This is a genomic window from Fontibacillus phaseoli (assembly GCF_003337355.1).
In the GTDB taxonomy this organism is placed as follows: Bacteria; Bacillota; Bacilli; order Paenibacillales; family Paenibacillaceae; genus Fontibacillus; species Fontibacillus phaseoli.
In genome coordinates this window covers 53,735-75,398 of the sequence record NZ_QPJW01000004.1, presented here as the reverse complement: position 1 = coordinate 75,398, position 21,664 = coordinate 53,735, and the positions used below count along the sequence as shown (strand labels likewise).

The 21,664-nt window shown below is 49.5% G+C and carries 14 protein-coding genes; 6 read left to right on the top strand and 8 right to left on the bottom strand.

Annotation, left to right across the window (positions count from 1 at the left end; genetic code table 11):
- Positions 1-175 precede the first annotated feature (175 nt).
- From ylbJ to DFP94_RS12930, 3 genes are all read left to right on the top strand, one after another.
- Positions 176-1,426 (top strand): sporulation integral membrane protein YlbJ, encoded by a 1,251-nt coding sequence (ylbJ, locus tag DFP94_RS12940; RefSeq protein ID WP_114496891.1) that lies wholly within the window; start codon positions 176-178, stop codon positions 1,424-1,426.
- A 67-nt stretch (positions 1,427-1,493) separates the two neighbouring features.
- A complete protein-coding gene (locus DFP94_RS12935) occupies positions 1,494-2,297 on the top strand; it encodes an NAD kinase (protein WP_114496890.1) in 804 nt (267 codons plus the stop codon).
- 26 nt (positions 2,298-2,323) lie between these two features.
- Positions 2,324-3,787: a S41 family peptidase gene (locus DFP94_RS12930; RefSeq protein WP_114496889.1), complete on the top strand. Its 1,464-nt coding sequence runs from the start codon at positions 2,324-2,326 to the stop codon at positions 3,785-3,787.
- Positions 3,788-4,278: 491 nt separating this feature from the next.
- On the opposite strand, the gene DFP94_RS12925 is transcribed toward DFP94_RS12930, so the two are convergent.
- Both DFP94_RS12925 and lipA read right to left on the bottom strand, forming a co-directional pair.
- A complete protein-coding gene (locus DFP94_RS12925; protein WP_114496888.1) occupies positions 4,279-4,617 on the bottom strand; it encodes a YutD family protein in 339 nt (112 codons plus the stop codon).
- A 20-nt stretch (positions 4,618-4,637) separates the two neighbouring features.
- Positions 4,638-5,537 carry a lipoyl synthase gene (lipA, locus tag DFP94_RS12920; RefSeq protein ID WP_114496887.1) on the bottom strand — a complete coding sequence of 300 codons (900 nt, stop codon included), beginning with the start codon at positions 5,535-5,537 and terminating at the stop codon, positions 4,638-4,640.
- A 204-nt stretch (positions 5,538-5,741) separates the two neighbouring features.
- Here lipA and DFP94_RS12915 point away from each other — a divergent pair, with 204 nt between their 5' ends.
- A complete protein-coding gene (locus DFP94_RS12915; protein WP_245954797.1) occupies positions 5,742-6,782 on the top strand; it encodes a M23 family metallopeptidase in 1,041 nt (346 codons plus the stop codon).
- Between the two features lie 46 nt (positions 6,783-6,828).
- On the opposite strand, the gene yunB is transcribed toward DFP94_RS12915, so the two are convergent.
- A complete protein-coding gene (gene yunB / locus DFP94_RS12910) occupies positions 6,829-7,695 on the bottom strand; it encodes a sporulation protein YunB (protein WP_114496886.1) in 867 nt (288 codons plus the stop codon).
- A gap of 466 nt (positions 7,696-8,161) precedes the next feature.
- Positions 8,162-10,402 carry an alpha-galactosidase gene (locus tag DFP94_RS12905; protein ID WP_114496885.1) on the bottom strand — a complete coding sequence of 747 codons (2,241 nt, stop codon included), beginning with the start codon at positions 10,400-10,402 and terminating at the stop codon, positions 8,162-8,164.
- 185 nt (positions 10,403-10,587) lie between these two features.
- Between DFP94_RS12905 and DFP94_RS12900 the strand changes: the two genes are divergently transcribed.
- Together DFP94_RS12900 and DFP94_RS26060 are read left to right on the top strand one after the other, a co-directional pair.
- The gene (locus tag DFP94_RS12900) at positions 10,588-11,283 is read left to right on the top strand and encodes an AraC family ligand binding domain-containing protein (RefSeq protein WP_245954795.1); all 696 of its coding nucleotides are present in this window, start codon (positions 10,588-10,590) and stop codon (positions 11,281-11,283) included.
- The gene (locus tag DFP94_RS26060) at positions 11,283-11,420 is read left to right on the top strand and encodes an AraC family transcriptional regulator (RefSeq protein ID WP_245954792.1); all 138 of its coding nucleotides are present in this window, start codon (positions 11,283-11,285) and stop codon (positions 11,418-11,420) included. The genes DFP94_RS12900 and DFP94_RS26060 overlap by 1 nt, the downstream gene beginning before the upstream one ends.
- A gap of 118 nt (positions 11,421-11,538) precedes the next feature.
- On the opposite strand, the gene DFP94_RS12895 is transcribed toward DFP94_RS26060, so the two are convergent.
- The 4 genes from DFP94_RS12895 to DFP94_RS12880 all read right to left on the bottom strand — a co-directional run bounded on the left by DFP94_RS12895 (position 11,539) and on the right by DFP94_RS12880 (position 21,606).
- The gene (locus tag DFP94_RS12895) at positions 11,539-16,737 is read right to left on the bottom strand and encodes an S-layer homology domain-containing protein (RefSeq protein ID WP_114496884.1); all 5,199 of its coding nucleotides are present in this window, start codon (positions 16,735-16,737) and stop codon (positions 11,539-11,541) included.
- A 74-nt stretch (positions 16,738-16,811) separates the two neighbouring features.
- Positions 16,812-18,095 (bottom strand): ABC transporter substrate-binding protein, encoded by a 1,284-nt coding sequence (locus tag DFP94_RS12890; RefSeq protein ID WP_114496883.1) that lies wholly within the window; start codon positions 18,093-18,095, stop codon positions 16,812-16,814.
- A gap of 113 nt (positions 18,096-18,208) precedes the next feature.
- Positions 18,209-19,813 carry a response regulator transcription factor gene (locus tag DFP94_RS12885; RefSeq protein WP_114496882.1) on the bottom strand — a complete coding sequence of 535 codons (1,605 nt, stop codon included), beginning with the start codon at positions 19,811-19,813 and terminating at the stop codon, positions 18,209-18,211.
- Positions 19,810-21,606, bottom strand: coding sequence for a sensor histidine kinase (locus tag DFP94_RS12880; RefSeq protein WP_181873139.1), 1,797 nt, complete (start codon positions 21,604-21,606; stop codon positions 19,810-19,812). Before DFP94_RS12880 ends, DFP94_RS12885 begins: the two co-directional genes overlap by 4 nt.
- Positions 21,607-21,664 lie beyond the last annotated feature (58 nt).

Genomic DNA, 21,664 nt, shown 5'->3' with positions numbered 1-21,664 from the left:
ACACCGGCGACAAAGCTCATATTCAACACTCCATCCATTAACGATTTATAGCCACATTTTATCATAAAAAGAGTCAAAAAATACATCCTTTTTTGTAATCGCTTTCTTTCTTTTTTGTGCTGTTTGTCCCTCCGGATTCATACACTTCACTATGATCCTTGTGGAGGCGGTACGAATGAGTCTAAAACGATGGAGCAACTTTCTCCTGCTGATTACGGCACTTACCCTGGCGGTTCTGATGCTTTCGTTCTCCCGTGCCTCATGGGAAGCCGCAATCCGGGGGCTCGCCATTTGGTGGGACGTGCTGTTCCCATCCCTGTTTCCTTTCTTCGTTATCTCCGAGGTGATGCTCGGCTTCGGGATCGTTCATTTTCTCGGCAAGCTCCTCGACCCGCTCATGAAGCCGCTATTTCGCATTCCCGGAAGCGGCGGATTCGTGGCCGCCATGGGTTTCGCTTCCGGATATCCAGTCAGCGCCAAGCTGGCCACCAAGCTCAGGGAGCAAAAGCTGGTAAGCCGTGAAGAAGGCGAACGCCTGGTTGCGTTTACCACTTCATCGGACCCTATTTTTCTTATAGGCGCCGTATCCGTCGGTTTTTTCAGTAACCCCAAACTTGCCGGGGCTCTCGCCGTGGCCCACTACGGAAGCGCGCTGCTGGTCGGAGTGCTGATGCGTTTTTATGGAACCAAGGCCGAAAAGTCCTCCAAAGCGTCTTCCTCAGCCTCTTCAAAAACGTCTTCTGCCCGTTTTAGTTTACGCTCCGCGCTGAAGGCGATGCATGATGCGCGAATGCAGGACGGACGCAGCCTTGGGGAGTTGCTCAGTCAGGCCATCGGATCTTCTTTGCATCTCATGACCGTCGTCGGCGGGCTGGTCGTTTTTTTCTCCGTGGTGCTGGAAGTACTGACAGTCTCCCGTGTCATGAGCGTTCTATACTCCGGCGTGCACCTGCTGCTGCCGGCCCTTTCCTTGCCCGCCGAGCTCGCGGAGTCGCTTGTCGGCGGACTCTTTGAAGTGACGCTCGGCACCAAGTCGGCGGCAGCTGCCCCGGTTGGGGTCCCGCTGATATTCAAAGCCGCGGCCGCAGCATTTATTCTGTCCTGGGGAGGACTGTCGGTCCATGCCCAGGTAGCCAGCATTCTAAACGGTGCAGACCTCCGTTATTTTCCGTTTCTCGTTGCCCGCCTGGTACATGCTTTTCTGTCCGCCATTCTCCTTCTGCTGCTATGGCGGCCGCTGATGGGGAACTTGCCTGCTTTAGCGCCGCTGTCATCTTGGACGGGTGGAAGCTTGCCGGGATGGTCCGCTGTCCCTGATATGATTACTGTCGTGCTGGCCCTGATTGCCTTACTGCTGATTGCTTCACTACTGTCCGCCATCATCGCCCGGATTGCTTCGGGAGCGGGAAAACGCGCTGGAAAATGAAACGTTGTGTTCTGTTTCAGAATTGATTATGATCGTTACAAAAGGAAATATAAAGGAGCCTGTCATCTTGAGATATTACGTTCTGGACCGCGGAGATCAACTGTCCGTTGACCTAAGCGAATCCTTCCACAAACTCGCAGCGGAAAATGGACTACAGCTGGATGCCGAAGCCCCGGATATCGTCGTATCCATCGGCGGAGACGGTACGATGCTCCATGCCTTCCACACCTTCATTGACCGGATCCCTTCGATTGCGTTTGTAGGCGTCCATACCGGACATCTCGGTTTCTATGCCGACTGGAAAGCGGATGAAATTCCCGAGTTGGTCCGGATGATGTGCAGTCATGAAGTGGAAGGGAAATTGAAGCCCCGAATCGTCCGTTATCCGCTTGTGGATCTGGAAATACGCAAAAAATCGGGAACTTCATCGTACATTTGCCTTAATGAATTTACCCTAAAGAGCGTTGACGGCACCGTGGTGGCCCAGGTGGATATCAACGATCATTTATTCGAAATGTTCCGCGGAGACGGAATCTGCGTATCCACTCCATCCGGAAGTACGGCGTATAACAAAAGCCTGGGAGGAGCGATGATTCATCCCTCCATCGAGGCCCTGCAGATCTCGGAAATCGCTTCGATTAACAATCGGGTTTTCCGGACGATGGGCTCGTCCCTGGTACTGCCGAAGCATCATCATTGTGATATCTACTCCAGAAAAGATCAGAATCTGATGCTCACTATAGATCATGTCAACCTGCCCATAGACGATCTGATTTCTGTCCGCTGCCAGGTGGCCGCACAGAAAATCAGCTTTGTCCGCTATCGGCCATTTCCGTTTTGGAACCGGGTCCGTAATGCTTTTTTGGGCTAAATTATTTAGCAAAGGACTAATTGCAAATGAAATGGAACAAACTATGCCAAAAAGCGCTCATTCCCTTGCTGGCCTTCCCGCTGCTCGGACTTCCCCAAGTCGTCGGAGCAGCCGCGGAAAGCGCGGGATCGGCAGAAGCCGCAGGCCAAACCTCGGAGATGGAAGTTCTCCAGGAAGTACTGAATTATTTGGATACATATAATATCGAAGGAGCCGACAGGGAGCTATTCCTTGAAAATGCTATCCGCGGAATGGTCTATACCCTGGACGATCCTTACAGCGATTATTATACTGCCCAGGAGTTGGAAGGATTTGAAGACAGCGTCAATCAGGAGTACGTAGGAATCGGAGTAACCCTCCGTTTCACCGGCAGCAAACTGTATATAACCGACGTGCTTCCCGGTTCTCCAGCCGGTTCCGCCGGCTTGAAGAAGGGCGATATTATCGCCAAAGTCGACGGTCAAGCGGTTGAAAGCGGAGATGATATCCTGTTGATTCAAGGCGAAGAGAATACGAAGGTGCTGCTGAACGTTACCCGGGGGGGAACACAGAATCTCGCGATCACGGTCACCCGAGCCCATTTTTCGCTTCCATCTGTTACGAGTAGTTACCTTGCATCTGGCAGAATCGGATACATTGCGCTATCCTCCTTCACGGAGACCGCGGATATAGACTTTGCCACCGAACTGGACAAGCTTCGCGAGCAGGGGATGCGATCGCTCGTACTGGATCTCCGCGATAATCTCGGAGGATACGTCGATACCGCCGCGAATATCGCCAAGTATTTTATGAAAAGCGGTACGTTGATGTATACGGCCGGGCAGAGCGAGGATCTCGAGCAAGTGACCATTTCGGGCGGGCAAGATATCGGCATGCCGGTCGTCATTTTGACGAATGAACTGACCGCAAGTGCCTCTGAAATTCTGACCGGCGCCCTGCATGACAACGGCATCGCCACGGTCGTCGGCACCCAAACTTACGGTAAGGCCCGGATTCAGAACGTGTTCACGCTGTCCAACGGCAGCTCCTTGAAGCTTACGGTACAGCAGTATCTTACACCGAACAAGGAAGATTTCAATCATGTCGGCCTCAAGCCCGACTTTGAAGTGAAGAACAATTCCGTAGCCCAATTGATTACAGGGATGTACAAAGCGGGGGCAAGAACCATAGAACTTAGCGGGAATCCTTCTTCCCTAAGCATCAACGGCGTAGCATTCAGCGGGTATGTCGATACCATGCAAAGCGGCGACAAAATATACGTCCCTTCCCGCATTCTCGCGGCACTGGTCAAAGGCGACGTAGCGTGGAGCTCTTCAGCCCAGAAGTTGACCGTCACGGACGGTAACGGCAACAAAGCCGGTTTCACAATCGCAGCCAAAACCGTCAAGATGGCGGACGGCGAAACGTATGTGGAAATTCATGAATTCCAAAAAAAATTCCCCGGCATCAAGTGGACTTATCAGCAGGGAACAATCCACTTATCCAAATAAGCTTACCGCAATTATTTGCGCAATTCTTAGAACTTAGAACCTGAGGCCAACGTAGGGCCCTGGGTTCTTTTTATTTTCCTAGTGCTCCCATTCCGCATTCCGCATTCCGCATTCCGCATTCCGCATTCCGCATTCCGCATTCCGCATTCCGCATCAAAAAATTCTAACGGACATGAGAGACGTTAAACACCCCCAAAAATTGGCTTTGGTGCGCTAACGGACATGAGAGCCGCTATTCCACACTATTTGCTTCAAAAGGGGGCTATTTCCACCTATTAACGGCTCTGATGTCCGTTAAACTTTCAAAACCGCAAGTTTGTCCGACTTAACGGCCGCCATGTCCGTTAGCGTAGCCACGCAATAAGAGAAACGTCTATCGATGTTTTTCCAAAGTATACAGACCGCGGTTAGCGGAAGTTTTTCTTGCGATTATAGAATTGTTCAGCTTTGCTGGAAACTTATAAATTCTATAATCTAAAAACGGTCCCCGATCAAGATTCGGGAACCGTTTTTTCTTCGCCTGAGGGCTGTTTTGCCGGAACATGTTCTTTGGCATTTTCTTTGACTTTCTGAAGCACGAAATATTTGCAGCCGAAATTGCAGTATTCGTTGATATAATCCGTAATTCCGGAGTAAGCCGTGTCCCGGTTGGCCTTCGGATGATTATCGCGCAAAAAGCCTTTTAACCTCAGCTTTTCATAGCCCCAGTCTCCGATGATATAGTCGTACCGGTCCAGCACTTCACTGTATCTCTGCTTAAATGCCTCCAGATCCCAGGCATCCTTGTAATTTTGAATCAATTCATAAGTTTTGCCGCTGATTTGGATCAATCGCGATTCCTCCTTCGCCGCTACACGGAAGCGGGTGTACCTTTTTTATGGCTTTGCGCCGATTTAACCTGCTCATGGGCATGGTAAGAGCTGCGGACAAGCGGTCCGGACTCCACATGGCTGAAGCCGCGTTTCAAGCCTTCTTTTTTGAGTTCCGCAAATTGCTCAGGCGTATAGTATTTCTCGACCCGCAAATGCTGCGGAGAAGGTTGCAAGTATTGGCCGATCGTCAAAATATCGCAATCCACCGCACGAAGGTCGTCCATTGCCTGCAAAATTTCATTCCACTCTTCGCCCACGCCGAGCATAATGCTTGATTTAGTGGGAATATCCGGCTTCATGCCTTTGGCCCGCTGCAGCAATTCCAAGGAGCGGCGGTATTTTGCCTTCGCCCGAACCCGGTCCGACAGACGCTCCACCGTTTCAATATTGTGGTTCAATATGTCCGGTTTCGCCTCCATTACAGTTCGAAGCGACTCCTCATTTCCGAGAAAATCGGGGATCAGCACTTCAACCGAGCATAGCGGCAAACTCCCGCGAATGGCCTTGATCGTTTCAGCAAAAATTTGGGCTCCTCCGTCGTTGAGATCATCCCGTGCCACACTCGTTACTACGCAGTGCTGAAGGTTCATTTTTTCTGCAGCCTCGGCTACCCGCTTCGGCTCCTCTAGATCCAGTTCCGTCGGCAGACCCGTATTGACCGCGCAAAAGCGGCATGCCCGGGTGCAAACCTCTCCCAAAATCATAAAGGTAGCCGTACGGTTGGCCCAGCATTCGTATATGTTCGGACAACGCGCTTCTTCACAAACCGTATGTAGTGTTTTGGAGCGCATCATATTTTTAATATCCTGATAATTATCTCCGGTGGTCAGCTTAATTCGAATCCAGTCCGGTTTAGGTTCGCTTACGGGTTTAGACAAGTCTGGAAACCTTCCTTCTTGTGGAATAAGCTATAGCGTCAATTATTATACCATGAATACTCTGGAAATACCTACTTTAAAGAGTCAATTTCATATTTCCCTTACTTATTCACAATTATGAAAACAGCACTAAAATTGGAATAAAAACACAGGGTTTGCATCAAGCTAAGTGACAGCTATCCCATCCAAAGGAGGAGATCTTCCTTGAGATCTTATGTTATTCCCGGAGGTAAAATCGTTCGCTGCTTCATTTGCGTAATCGTGCTTACCTCACTGTCGACGGTGCCCGGCTTAGGCGCGGAAGCCGCGAAGGCTCCGGGAACACCGGCTGTATCCGCCGGCAAGAGCATTTACCAATTGAGATACAGCCTGTATCAAGAGACCGGGATGCTGACGCAAATTCCATGGTACTGGCTCGCTGCCATAGATCAATATGAGCGTACGATAACCCCGCGGAAAAAGGCCGAAGCCGCCAAAAAGCGCCTTGTCAGCCTCAATTTCAGAGAAGCCGTCTGGGCCGGCCCGCTAAACCCCAATCCCGGCGATACGGTCCCGGCAACCATCGGATTGTTCGGCGGGCTCGGAAAGGACGCCACAGCCGACGGGGCGGCGGATCCCGGAAACGACCGGGACGCCTTGTTCACGCTCGCATCGTACCTTGGCAGCTTCGGCTATGAGGAGGAGGATTTCCGTATCGCGTTATGGCGGTATTACCAAAACGATTCCGCGGTGACCCGGATCCGCCAGTTTGTGAAAATCTATAAAACCTACGGGCGCGTCGATCTTATGACAAGCGCCTTCCCGCTACCGGTAAGCAGCGTCTATACCTTCCGTGACACCTGGGGCGACCGCCGCGGCTGGGGCGGACTGCGTACCCATGAAGGCACCGACATTTTCGCCTCCTACGGAGTGCCCGTCCGTAGCGTTTGCTATGGCATTGTGGAAACCAAAGGATGGAATCCTTACGGGGGTTGGCGGATCGGAATCCGCGATTTGAATAACCGATACCATTACTATGCGCATTTGCAAGGCTACGAGAAAAAAATCGAAATCGGCGACATCGTGAAACCCGGTCAGACGGTCGGTTGGGTCGGAAGCAGCGGTTATGGTCCGCCCGGAACGCAAGGGCGATTTCCGCCGCATCTTCACTACGGGATATACCGGGATACCGGAACAACGGAGTGGGCGTTCAATCCTTACCCGCTCCTCCGGCAGTGGGAAAGAGCGGATCGCCGGAAAAAGTAACGAAAAGATACCCCTGAACAGGACCTGATCAGGGGCATCTTTTTATCTAGTGATTACCTGATTGCCCCTGACTCTTCGCTGCCTTAGAGCTGTCCGTTCCTTTCGAACTTTCTTCCTTCTCTCCGGAATCGGAGGAATCCGTCTTCCCCTGCCCGGATTGTACCTTTTCCTCACTATCCTCCGGAATCGACGGCAGCGCAATATTCGGCGCTCCAGCCTGATCGCCAACGGGATTACCTTTGCTGTCATAGTAGTACATTGGGACATCCCCGACGACAAGGAGATAAGAAACCGGGATCTCCGTTTCCACGGCCTGCGGTTCCATATCAAAAGGCACAACGACGGCTAGTTCCGTCCGCACGCGCAAAAAGACTTCTACAAGAATGTTATTAATCCCCGCATCCTGGCGCCGGGTGTTCAGATCCACCTTCACATCGCCCTTGGGCTCGATCTTGATCGGAATGCCCGGCCCGAAGGAAGCCAGGATCGGACTGCCAAGCGCCTGCCCGAGCGGAATATGCTCTGACAGCTGGGAGACCTCATCCAGCGTTGACCTGACCGTCTGAATCGTATCAGAAGTAATCCGCATATGGGCGGAATAATTGAGCATGAATCCCGTTATTTTTCCCGCATCGTCGGTTTTCCAATCGATCAAATTTCCCACCTGCTGCTCGTTGGCTACTTGGGAAGTGATCGCTTCATTGATCGACTCTGTGGCAATTTGCTTAACCCGGATTTTTGCCAAGTGCATGATCGGCTCTCTCATATGGCGTTCCACATATTGAAAAAACTGGAAAATAGCGATAAATGCAATGAGCAGGACAACAAGCAAAACTTTCCTCCTGCTTCGCGGGCTCCTTCTTCGGCTGTGCCATCTTCTTCTCCGGCTGCGAAATCCCCTTCTAAACTGCATGTTTGTATCCCCCTACCTGCCTACGGCGGAACATCTATACAAGTTATGCGGGACAGGGTAAAAAAAGAAGGTCGGGCTTCGTTGAGCACAGTTGATGCGGCAATAAAAAGGATCAATCAGAGGCATTTCACCGCTCCTGATTGATCTTTTTGTTTGGGTTACATGATCAACTGGAAAATCTACAGTTAATTTGAGGATAATGCCTATGTTTTCGCGAAATAACAGGAAAACCTCCAGTTAATTTCAGGCTTTCCGGCCTTAGGCTTCATTTGGAGGAGAATTAGCAGTAGTTTTTACAGCTATTCTTCTCCCAAGGGCGATTACCGGCAACTTAACTGGAGGAAATACAGTTAAGTTGCCGCAAAGATCGCTGCGGTCTATGTTCTATGGGGCCGAGTTACTATCAGCGACATGCTATCAGGCAGACTACACGAGTTGCCTGAATTACCTGCCGCAAATTGCGTTCTTATCGTTCGATTGCCTTCAATCTAAATGAAGTGCTGGCGTAGTCGCCTTTCAGTTCGGGGATAATCACGCCCAGATGCATCAAACGATCGCCCGGCAACACGTTCGCGCCATGGACGCTGCTTCCGTTTTCGGTGCCGTTCGTTTCGTCGTCCGGTCCGGCCAAGCAGTCCTTCCCGTTCGCATCATCCAAGTTCTCCACAGCATAATCGAAGTCCGGATTCAGTCCTTTAAACTGCAGCCGCTTCTCCGGCGGGTGCGGTTCGGCCAGCACTCTGAAGAAGAAGGCGAGCGCTTCCTTGCGGTCCGGCGAGACAAACATCCAAGCCGATTCCGTGCCGTCAAACGGGCTAAGCAGCCGATAAAGGTCGCCCTGCTGCACCAGCGAGCGGATTTCCTTGTACTGCTTCACCTGCTGCTTGACGATTTCTTTCTCTTCATCGGTAAACTTGGTCAGGTCCAATTCGTAGCCGAAGTTCCCGGACATCGCCACATCGCCTCTCATCTTGAGCGGGGTCATCCGGTTCACCTGATGATTCGGAACCGCCGAAACATGGGCGCCGATCGAACTGACCGGATATACGAGGCTGGTGCCGTACTGGATCTTCAGCCGCTCTACCGCATCGGTGTCGTCGCTGGTCCAGGTTTGCGGCATGTAATACATCATGCCGGGATCGAACCGGCCGCCGCCGCTGCAGCAATTCTCGAACAAAATGTCCGGGAAGCGGGAAGTCAGCCGTTCCAGCAGCTCGTACAGACCCAGGATCTGACGGTGGGCGATCTCGGATTGATGTTCAGGCGCAGCCGCCGCCGAACCGATTTCCGTCAAATGGCGGTTCATATCCCATTTGATGTAGGAGATCGGTACCGTACTGAATATATTGCTGAGCGTATCATAAATATAATCGCGCACCTCGGCCCGCGAATAGTCCAGCACCAGCTGCCATCTCGCTTCCGTTCTGCGCCGGCCTTCCACATGCAGACACCAGTCCGGATGCTGGCGGTACAGTTCGCTTTCCGGAGAGATCATCTCCGGTTCGAACCATAACCCGAACTTCATCCCGAGCGCATTGATCTGCTCGGCCAAATCCGTAAGCCCTCCGGGCAACTTTCTAAGATCCGGCGTCCAATCTCCGAGAGAGGTTCTATCGTTGTCCCGCTTACCGAACCATCCGTCATCCATCACGAACAATTCGATTCCCATGTCCGCACCCACTTTGGCGATGTCGAGCAGCTTTTCCGTATTGAAATCGAAATAGGTGCCTTCCCAGTTGTTGATCAGAATCGGCCGTTCCCGGTCGCGGTGCACGCCGCGGCACAGCCGGGTACGGTACAAGCGGTGATACGTTCTCGACATTTCGCCCAGCCCGCCGTCCGTGTAGACCATAACGGCTTCCGGAGTCTGGAACGTCTGGCCCGGCGACAGCACCCAGGTGAAATCGAACGGATTGAGCCCGATCGAGAGCCGGGTCGAATTAAAGGAATCGACCTCGGCCACTGCGGCAAAGTTTCCGCTGTATACAAAGCTGAGGCTATAAACTTCCCCTTGATCTTCATCCGCTCCCGGCGCAGCCAGGGCAATAAACGGATTGAGCTGATGACCGCTCATGCCGCCTCTACGACCCTCGATTACCGTTCCGCCGGGACCCAGCGGACGACGCTGGATATGCGCTTCACGGGACCAGGCGCCGGCCAGGTATATCATTTCAAGATCGGAGCGCGGCAAATCCACGCTCGCACTCAGCGCCTTCAGAAGCTGGAGGGTACCTGCACCTGTATTCTCAAAACGGACGGATCTCGTCAGCGCGTCGGAATGCTGAAACACGCTGTAGCTCAGCGTTACCCTAAGCCCGCTATATTCATCCTTCAGTTCCAATTCCAGCGTTTCGGCCTCGCCTTCACTCTCGGCATAGACGGACGGTAGCCCTTCAAGCGGCAGCTTTCCGGAGAAAATGCGGTGTCCCTGGTACACCAGCTCCGTAATCCGGCTCCCGTCCTCAAGGCGAACCTGATAAGCAGGATTGCGGAAATCCCCTGAACCATATTGCGGATATTCTTGCGGCAGCCGGTCCAGCAGCATGTTCCCGTCCAATTTAATGAGACTTTGCGGATGCTCTTCCATGCGCAATTTTCTTCCCCAATAGGCATGTACCGGATACCCATTCACAATTTGCAGTATGTAACTCATATGCTCTGATTGAAGGTGAAAGATCCCTTCGGATTCATAATAACGAATAGCCATGTTAATCCCCTTTTCCATGCAAAAATAAGAAATCGCTTACTTTCATCTTAGGGGTAAAGCTGTCCGCAGTAAATGGAACATCACTTTACAAATATGGCATAATAATTGATGAACACCCTAAATGCTTCATAATTACGTTCAAGATATGTTAATATACTTGATAATTCAACAAAGGAGACCCCGCCATGATTGAATACCTGGCCAGCAACCCTTCCTTTCTCGACCTGCATATCACGCAATATGGAATGGAGCAGTGTGCATCTCTCCATGACTACGGACCGTCCGTTAGAGATTATTTTCTGATCCATTACGTGCTGGAAGGTCAAGGTACCTTTGAAACGGGAAATCACATTTATCATCTTGAAAAAGGACAGGCTTTTCTTATTTTCCCCGGAGTAGTCACCTATTACCAGGCGGATGCCGACCATCCCTGGAAGTACGGTTGGGTCGGCTTTCAGGGAATTCAAGCGGAAAGCTACTTAAGTCAAGCCGGGTTGTCCATCGAATCTCCCATTCTTAACCGGTGTGACCCACATAAGATAGAACGCCATATCCTGCAAATACATGAGTCCAGAAAAGTTTCGTATGGAAGAGACCTGAAAATGACCTCTTTGCTTTACTCGCTGTTTTCGCACATGGCCGAAGTCAATCCGGGCAATCCTTCGGAACTTCAAAAAGACTATCATCAAAGGCAAGACATTTATGTGCAGAAAGTGATCGATTTCATTGGGACGAATTACTCCAACAAAATCAGCATCAGCCAAATCGCCAACTTCGTCGGTCTGGATCGGAGCTATCTGTGCGCCGTGTTCCGGACGCGAATGGGCTCCAGCATCCAGGAATACCTGATCCGTTTCCGGATCAACAAGCATGCACGCTAATGTCAAACAACCTGCTGGCCATCGGCGATATTGCGAGATCGGTCGGGTATGAGGATCCCCTGCTGTTCTCCAAAATGTTCAAAAAAGAAAAAGGCCTCTCCCCAAGACAATATCGCACCGCGCACATCTTGGATTAGAAAAAAATCATCAGTATTATTTTGTTATTCTCTACACACGCAAAAAACAGAGGTTTTGCGCGTTATTCCCGCAAAACCTCTGTCAGAACAGTCGGTCTTTTAATTTATTGCCAGGCAACTATGGTTTGTCAGCGCTAGACTGAGCCATTCTGAGAAGCAGGGTTACCGCTTCCGCACGAGTCACTTGATCGTTTGGCGCAAACCGATTATTGCCTTTGCCTTCAATCAGACCCGCCTCATACAGAGCTGCCGCATAGGCTTTGCCCCATGAAGGAATTTGATCGGCATCTCCAAAAGGCAAAGATACGTTTGTGTCCGCCTTCATATTCAAGGCACGTGCAACCATCGCTACAAACTCAATCCGGGTAATCTTTCCGTCCGGACGGAAAGTACCGTCCTCGTACCCGTTCACGAATCCGGACTTGACCGCATTGGCGACGTAAGGCTTCGCCCATGCCGGAATCTTGGCTGCATCCTTAAATGAAAGAACTGTTTCTTCTTGCGGGACGCTGAGCGCGCGGCCAAGCATGACCATCAGTTCACTGCGCGTCACCATGCCATTCGGACGGAAGGTTCCATCTTCGTAGCCTTTTACAATTTCACGTTCTACTGCAGTTGCAATAGCCTCGCGCGCCCAATGGTTGGCGATGTCTGTCAATTTCGGCAAGTTTGCCGTTCCTGAATTTCCGTTAACGCCGCCGTTATTGCCGTTATTGCCATTATTACCGTTATTATTTCCATTGTTTCCGTTGTTTCCGTTGTTTCCGTTGTTTCCGTTATTCCCATTGTTGCCACTATTTCCATTGTTGCCACTATTTCCGTTGTTGCCACCGCCATTGCCCGGGTTTTCGTTGGCCTTTGTCTTGACGCTAACCGTTGGTCCGTTGTCGCTCCACAGACCGTCCTTGTCTTCTGCTTCCACGCGGAAGGTGTAGGTTGTGTCCGCAGTCAGACCCTTGATTTCAACGGAGTGCTGATCTCCGGCCACCAATTTGGATTGAGCGCCCCAAGTAATCTTGTAATGCACCAGATCCGTATGGCTTGTTGCCGGTGTCCAGTTCAGGACAAGGCTGTTCTGTACAATTTGGCTTGCCGTCAATTGGCTGCCCGCCGGCCAAGCAGGTTGGTTGGCCGATGCCCCCGGAACCGTCAGAACGAATGACTTCTGTGCTTTCACTCCACCCTTTTCCAGTGTAGCTGTTAGAGTCACTTGAGTAGTTACGGAAGGACGCTTCACTGTACCCGTCTCAGAAATAACGCCCGGTTCACTGGAAGACCAAGCAATCACACTTCCGTGTCCTCCTACCGTCGGTAAAGTTACGTTTTTGGTTACGGATGTATCCGAATCTCCGGCAGCGAAGCCGATCTCCAGTGCCGCTTTATCCAGCTCGACATCCGTAGGTCCAGGCAGATCAGCCAATGTGATCGTAACCGAATCGGTGCTCAGCGGAACTGTAACGACCCCTTTCTCATGATCAATGACACCTGTGGAGACTTCCAGAATATTATTCACCATGCTAGGCAACTGGATGCTGAAGCTGGCGTTGTCCGTACCTGCCTTCGCTTGCTGCAAGCTGCTAGTTAATGTAAATACAAGCTGGTTTGCCTTTCTTTCAACCTTATATCCCACTCTTCCTCCCTGGAAGGCAGGATAGTTCTGCACATTGGCCACTACATCATTGTTCATTGCTGCATTTGCAATCCATTCTTTAGGAATTCCACGGCCGATGATAATCTCGTATTTCTGATTCTGATCATAAATTCTCTCAGCAATCAGTGAGTCTATCAACACCTTGGAGTTGACCGCCTGCCCCCACATATGCTGGGCCGATCCGCCGCCGCCAGGCGTATTTTGGAGACTGAGTTGCTCATTCGTCGTTGCCCATGGACTGGATGCCGCAGGATAGGCAACGCCTTCCCACCAACTGAACGGTCCACTCATAGAATTTTCAATCATAAATTCGTACGCTTTAATCCCTATATCTCTGTACTCTTCACCGCGAAGCGCGGAGCTTCCGTAACCGGCATTGTAGGCGCTTGAATAGAAGCCATGCGGGTAACCACCAAAGTTATACGGCGAATCGGTCGTATTCTCGTTAATACGTCTGTCGATACCATACGTATAAGTATCATCCATCATCGTCAAATTGATATTGTCCTCCGGCTGCTCTGCGCCGTATAGATATCCGTCCCACAGCCATCTTCCGAACAGGTACATGGAAGCCCAGTTAGCATCTCTGGAATCCTTCATCCGGTTCTTGTCGTTACTTTCCACCACAGAGGCTGGAATATAATTGAGGCCGTTATCGACAATCGTCTTTTGCAATTTGTCCGTGAATTTCGTCAGCAAATCGGCATGTTGGGCTTCGGCCCAATTTGCTTCTGCCAAATAGCTTGCATCCCCCTTGATTCGATAAAGCTCCCGGGTAAGGTATTCATAAGATACCAACCCCATCAGGGCGGAATAATTGTCAATCGTCCAATAGCCTTTATCATCGATGGCATAGGTTTCTTTCATAATGCCGCCGTCGCCCATGCGATCGGATTCAATGCTTCTTGCCCCGATCTTGACTCTCTTCTCAAATACGGTTCCTTGCGAGCCGTCGTCCCCCGTCATCATTTCGTCGAAAATGGATGCATCCCCCGTTTTGCTTAAATATACGGCATAGGCCCAAGGAAGCTTCCAGTTGGCATCCCAATATTGGTCGGGATCCACTTCACCGGTCTCGATATTGATTCCTCCGGTCAAAGGAATACTGTTCAAATAATCCTCGGCATAAGCAAAATCTCCGCTTTCAATCAATTGAACCAGGATGCCGATCGTGTCGTGGGAAAATAATCTGGCATACCCGTTCTCCCCGACATGCAGATAGGTATTATCTTTGATAATTAAGGTGTAGATATAGCCCGCCTTAAAGGCATTAACCAGTTCTTGATTAGGCAGGTCGAAATCTACAATTTCTGAAATCCTGCTATCCCAATACAACTTCATACCCTGATAGTTCTCGTCAAAATTACCTTGTCCAGCCACTTGCTCTCTGGTTAATGAAGTAAAGACCGTTTTACCCTCGTCAAAATATTCATATTTATCCGCTTCGATCGCATAATCGCGAGTCACGGTTTCACCCGGAGCAATCGTATACGTCTGATTGGCCGCCTCATTTATAGGAATCAAGTTGTTCGATACGACAGGCAGCAATCTTGTCTCACCGGAATGATTGGTGACGGTCATTCTGGAATAGTCGATCACATAATCTTTTCCGTCAACCGTATGTTTATTAGCGAAGGATTCAATTTTATATTCCATCTCATTCTTGGTATATTCGTTGATGAACATCGGCAGATAGCCTTCAGCATTATACCATTTGATATTTGATGTATCCGTTACACCGAAAGTAACCATCTGTTTCGGAGCCACAGGTCCATGTTGGGCGTTACGGTAACCTCCGATTTGATACGAGCCGTCAAGAAAAGCCAGCGAAGCGTTCTTGTCTCCCTCAAACCCGAATGCTGCCGTCATTTGCGGCTTGGCTTCAAATTGATATTTGCCTTCCCCCCGCAATGATTCAAGTGCGTTCAACACTTTGGAATAAGCCTTGATCCGGTCTTGTTCCGTAGCGCCTGCACCGAGTGCTATCGCTTCTTGAATTGCCGTATTCAATGCAGCCACCGATTGCGCCGTATAGCCGGTCACAACAGCATCTCTAATGGAGACAATCTGTTCAGCAACTTCATTCAGCCCAACGTTCAGCACCAAGTTGCTTATGGCTAAGCGTAACTGATCATAGGCCAAATCAAGGTCATCCTGTTTTACATCCATATCGTTCAAAATATCATTGGCTTGAGTCAAGGCTACATCAACTTGAGACCAGCTCGCTCTATTGAACAGCTTGCTGTTATATTGTTCCACCTCCTCGACGAGGGACTGCAGATGGCTTCGATCCACATTGCTCTTCTCAACAATGCGCAGCATTCCCGTGCCGAGATCCGCTTCAGATTTAAAGGTTCCGGAAATCGATTTACCAAAAAACTCGTTTTGCGATTCGAAGCTTTTGTTCATAACCTTCCAGCGGTATTCACCTGAACCTAGCGCTTGTTGAGATAAGACAAGAGCGTACCGCGTATTTTGTACAAGATGATATTGGAGTGGAGCCGTTGTTATCGCGCCGCTTACCACCTTATCCTGAGCAACGGACGTCTCGGCCAATGCCGCCCCTGTCGGCAGTCCCTGGCTGTCCGTCGCATACAACTTAACCAGCATATCGCTGACTGATTCGTTAGCTCTATTTACAACAACCTGAGCATATTCCATTTCAAAGTTTTCTTTAACCGTAAAAGTCTGATATCTGTCTTGCTGGTCCCCCTTAGCGCCGAAAGTATATTCTTTCGATCCGCTGCCCATAAAATCAATCATAATATGGGTTTCTCTTTTTTCGAGAGCAGCCTGTGCGGCTACCAACGTCTGGAGAGCGTCATCGACTTCCCGCTGTGTTGCATCAGGCCGGTCAAGGATTGCCTTGGCCGCTTCCCTCGCAGTTACGAAAGATTGCCACGAAGCCTCCGAGAACAGACCCTGGGTCATATCCTTTACTTTACTATATTCGTTATGCAGTGCAATTTTATCGACAACGTCCGCACTGCTTAAAGCCAAACCGGAAAACGTCATGTTCCCGTCTCTTATTCTTGCTTTTGTCAATCGGCCTTCCACTTTCAAACTTACGTTCGCAGGTATCACAATCTGATATTTATAGATCTGCGAAGTACCGCCTGCACCTATTTTTCGCGTCTCGAACAAAACATCGTCGCTGTAAATGTGAATGTCCGCATCGGCTTGCCACAACCCGATTGCGAATACGACAGTCGTCTCCTGTGACTGCGGGGCTACCGCAAAATTCCAGCCTACATTGTTATAATCTCCTGCGTTCCGGCTTGTGCTTGGAAAAAAGATGCCGAACCCGGTGTCTTTGTTGCCTTGCTCGTATCCAGCCATGCCATCATTCCAAGAGTAAGACAAGTAATTGGCGTCCCCGCCTCTGTCGATTTTCCCCTCGGTTCCCGTATCTCCATATACGCTGAAGGTGACTGAACTGGAGCCCGCCTTTTTAATTTCCGTAATGTTATTTTGGCTGTCTCCTTTAAGATGCAGCCAGTCCACATTACCGACTTGCGACAGATCCAGCGCGTACTCGCCTTGAACCTGCCCCTCCGTAACCTGCAACACCGGTGAAGCATGGGCGGATTGAAACGGGCCGATCGACGTGACTAGCAGACACACTAACATGATCATCGATGTTAATTTGGTAAGTGATTTTTTCATCGTTTATATTACCTCCCTCGTGGTTGTTGAAAAAAACGGCCGGACCCTGGCCATGCCAAAGTCCAGCCCGGAAACTAGTTTTCGCCGTATTCACTTTGCAGGTTGTTCAGCAGTTGCTCCACCGTCAATCCGTCTTTTTTGAAAATAATTTCCTCCACACCTTTCAGCAGATCGGCATGGAACGCTTTGGTTTGCTCCGGATAAGCAAACGGCATCCCGACTTTTTCCATATTGTCAAATACCGCTTTCAGTTCCGGATTTTGCTCCAGATATTTCGGAAGCAGTGCGGATACAGCCGGTGAGTATCCAACCGCGTCGATGGCGTTGACCTGTGCCTCATCTCTCAGTGCGTATTTGATGACTGACATCGCTTCTTCTTTATGCTTGCTGCCCGCCAGAATGGACAGGCCGTGAGAGTAGGCGCTTTGCGCTTCTACCGTGCCTTTAGGCATAGGCAAAGCGATCATTTCCATATCCGGATTGGCTTCTCTCAGGTGACCGACATACCATGGACCCGCCGTGGACATAGCGCCTTTTTCCTGGCTGAATACTTCGCCGTCCCATGGGGCCCCTACTTCAATCGGAGCGATGGCTACCTGATTTGTCAGGAACAAATCGACAAAGAATTGAACTCCGGCCACGTTTTCTTTGGAATTGATTGTTTTGCCAAAACCCCAATCCCCGCCGAAAGCGTGTACATATTGCGTAATGTGGAACGGATCGATGCTGCCGATAATCCCTTTAACGTCCTTGGTGGTCATGGCTTTGGCCAGTTCGACTACTTCGTCCATCGTTTCCGGATATTTTGTGATTCCCGATTTATCGAACATCGCTTTGTTAATAGCCAACATGGAAGTAGAAGAGTCATAAGGAATGCCGTACAGCTTATTATCATCACTCCAGCCTTTGTATAGCGATGCGGTAATGCGCTCCTTTTCGAATCCTACTTGGCCGATTAGCTCATCCAGCGGAGCCAGAACGCCTTTTTTGATATATTCATAGTTTCCTTCATCAGACATGGCTATGATGTCGGGACCTACGCCAGCGGCAATCGCCGATGGAACCGCTTTCCAAAATTCATCGCTCGTCGGATACATTTGCATTTTGACTTTAATGTTTGGATATTCTTTTTCAAGGCCATCAACCATGAACTCGAAGTTCTTTTGCTCGGAAGCATTGGCCCAATAGGCCATCGTTACCTCGACGGTTTCCTTCTTTTCCTGATTTGCCCCTCCAGCTTTGCCTGAAGCGCTGTTGTCTGTATTGCCTGCATTGGAGTTCGATCCACACCCTGCTGCGGTAAGCATCAGCAATAGGGAGCATAATAACAGGACTACGTTCTTTCTCTTCTTTCTCATCTGTCACTACCCCTTTAATTAAAAGTAAATTCACCTTGAACCGGTGTTACCTTCATCTTATCTAGGCCGCATGACTGGGCAAACAGAGGATATTTACATATCTCCGTGATTTTTTACTTTCCCATATAAGTTTTCCGGTACTCGTTTGGCGGAAGTCCGTAGAGCTTCTTAAAGCTGATGTAATAGTTATCTATACTGTTAAAACCGACCTTTTCCGCGATCTCATAGGTTTTCAGTTTCCCGTCCTTCAAGAAATCGAGGGATTTCTTCACCCGGTAGCGATTAATGTACGGAATCAACATGGAGCCGGTCTGCTCCTTAAAAATCCTGCTTAAGTAGCTATTGTTCAAGCCGACGTAACCTGCAAGTTCATCCAGGGTCAGATCGTGATCATAATGCTGATGGATATAGTCGATAACCCGTTTGATTTTGTAGTTCGTCGAGGTGGCTTCCTCCGTATGACTGTCTTGGATCGTCTCCAGTTCCCGGATCAGGAGAAGGTGAAGCTGCTCCAACCGCTCTGCAGCCATAATTTCCTGCATTCCTGTCGGGTCTTCCACCCCGCTTGTTTCTTTCAGGAACGACTGAATCAGATAGTGCATATTCACGCACATTTCCAGGGTTTCACGGCGCCCGGCACATCGCTGTTCTTTGATTTCGGCAAACATCTCATGAACGACAGAAATAGCTTCAACCATGTTCTTTTCGGCCATGGCTTTTTTGATGCTCTGCTCAGCCCATCCGAATAGAGCTTTGGCATTCCCTGTCTTTATGCCGCCGGGTTCAAAAGCCACTACATTGCCGCGATCCTCAAAGAACAGCATTTCTGCGGCTTCCTGAGCTTCATGATACGCTTTAGGGATTTCCAGTAGGTGACCATGCAGTCCGCTGATACTGAAACTAACATGGATGTTCAAAAATTGTTTCAACGTTTTTTCAATTTTACGGATTAATCCCCAGCGTTCTTCCAATATGTCATTCATGCTTCTTATATCCGAATTGGATTTTAAAAAAACGATTTCTTTTGGCCCCATTTGAAACAGTTCCAGTTCGTTGTACCGGTTCAGCACTTCTTGCAAAATATTCAGGATCGAGAAGCCGAGCAAATGCTCCATGCCCTTTTTGTACCGTTCCTTTACCTGGTCATACTGGTCGATAAACATCACAATGCAGCATACATTCGGCTGTTTCAGCTTCAGATCGTACAGCTTTTTCTTTTGCTCGATCTCCCACTCATGACGAACCACCCCAATCGCTAAATCACGTAAAAAGAGGTTTTTCAATTCATTGCGGTTCTTCTCCATATTTTGCTGCAACGGTACAAGGCGTTCCTGCCCTGACGGGTGGTTCAACAGCTTTTGGACACGGGCAAGCGCCTCAAACACGGCTGTCCGGGTCAAGTTGGGTTTGTGAATATAGTCACAGGCGCCAAGCCGAAGCGCTTCCCGGGCATATTCAAATTCGTTATGACTGCTCAGAATAATCACCTTGCAGGAATGCTCTCTTTGCTGCAGTTGTCTGAGAACCTCAAGTCCATCCATCAACGGCATTCTGATATCCAGAAAGACGACGTCCGGATCAAGCTCATCTATTTTCTCCAAAGCCTCCCGGCCGTTGGAAGCTTCACCTACCAAACCATATCCGTGATGTTTCCAGTCGAGAAATGTCTTGAAATTCATCCGGATAAATGACTCGTCATCCACAATCATGATTTTCATACGGCTCCCTCTTTCCTTACCTGATCGTGCCCAAGGTGATGCTCCAACGCAGGGATTAGAATTCGCACCGTAGTTCCTTCCCCTTGGTGGCTATCCATGGATACTCCATACTTCTGACCAAAATGAAGCTTCAATCTACGGGATACATTCCCGATCCCGATCGAATTCATGGTCTGTTCATTGGACATCTCCTGCTGCAAAAGCTCATCCAGCCGCTCTTGCGCGATACCGCATCCGTTGTCGGAAATCGTGAACCGGATATCGCCGTCCGCCCTTTCCACATGGATGTTCAGATAGTGATGCCGGTCATCCCCGGCAAATGCGTGAAATACCGCATTCTCGACAAAAGGCTGCACCATAAATTTCAGCGTCCTGCATCGCAGAACATCCGGTGCAACCTCCATCTCAAAGTCAAACACATTATAATAGCGAAGCTGAAGCAGTTCGAGGTAGTTATGAATAAAAGCCATTTCTTCCTCAATCGAGACAAATTCCTGGGTATTACGTGTAGAAAAGGACAGAACATGAATCATATCGTCAATCGCTTCCGTAATGTTGTCCGCCATCTGGGCCTGGGCCATCCACTTAATCACCGAAAGTGTATTGTAAATGAAATGAGGATTAATCTGATTTTGCAGCGCATTCAGCTCGGCGCCCCGCTTCTTTTTTTCCTCCAGCTTAATTTGCTCGATCAATTCCTTGATCTCGGCGGTCATCCGGTTAAATGAAGTGGATAAATGCCCCACTTCATCGAGGCTGTCCTGCCGGGCCGTCACATTAAAATCCCCTCTTTCTACTTTGCGCATCAGACGGTTAAGTCTGCGTATCGGATTGGAAATGCTGCCCGATACGAGAAATGCCGTTACGAATCCGAGCACAACCAGCAGAACGATCAACAGCACCGCAAAATTGCGAATCCGGTTGATCTCGGCAAACAGCTTGTTGCGATGAATGATGCTGTAAAACTCCCAGCCTGAAACTTCTGACACGTGGTGAACAACATAGTAGTTCTTGTTACCCGGCTCTATCTCTGCTATGAACTGATTCAGATCCGCCCCGATCATCGCCGGAGTGGCACTGAATACCACCGTCCCTTCTTCGTCCACGATGAACTGATTGACATCCTGCTTGTCGGTGAGCCCGCTAAACAGACTTTCAAGCTGTTCCACCCGAAAATTGACCAGCAGCACCCCTAATTTCTGATAGGTATCCACATCCACAAGTACTCTACCCACAGACAATACGGGGCGAGGCTTGGCATACATCTGTTTCTCCTCATGCATTCCGATCAGGACCGGCTTTTCCGCGTTGTTTACGATTTTCCGGTACCACAGTTCATTCACCGGGCTGTATTTATAATTAAAGGTCGTATCATAACCCCTGCGGTAGATTAAAGGGCTGTTCACAGGATAGATCAGAATCGAGTCGATACTTGGATTAAAGGTCATCAGATCTTTGAACATACTGTCGCTGATATAGCGGTAATCCATACTCTTCTCGAAAGTCTCGTAAGGTACGGTGGAATAATCCTTCGATAAAATCTGCATCAGCTTTTCATCATAAAAAGGCTGTTCCGACGATTTGATCATACTACTGACAAAGGAATCCGCCGTGGACACCATCTGCTGATTCGTCTCCTGAAACGACTTCACGATACGGGATTCAAAAATAGACATGGCATATGTATAGAAGTAAATGCTTATCACTACGAGAGGGACAATCATCAGTATCGAATAGGTCAAAAATAATTTTTGCCGGATACTGCGGTCTTGAAATCGCTTCCATTTTCTCATAATTCGATCTCCTCTCTGTAGAATTCTGTCGTATTTTGACGGAAATATCATAAGCCAT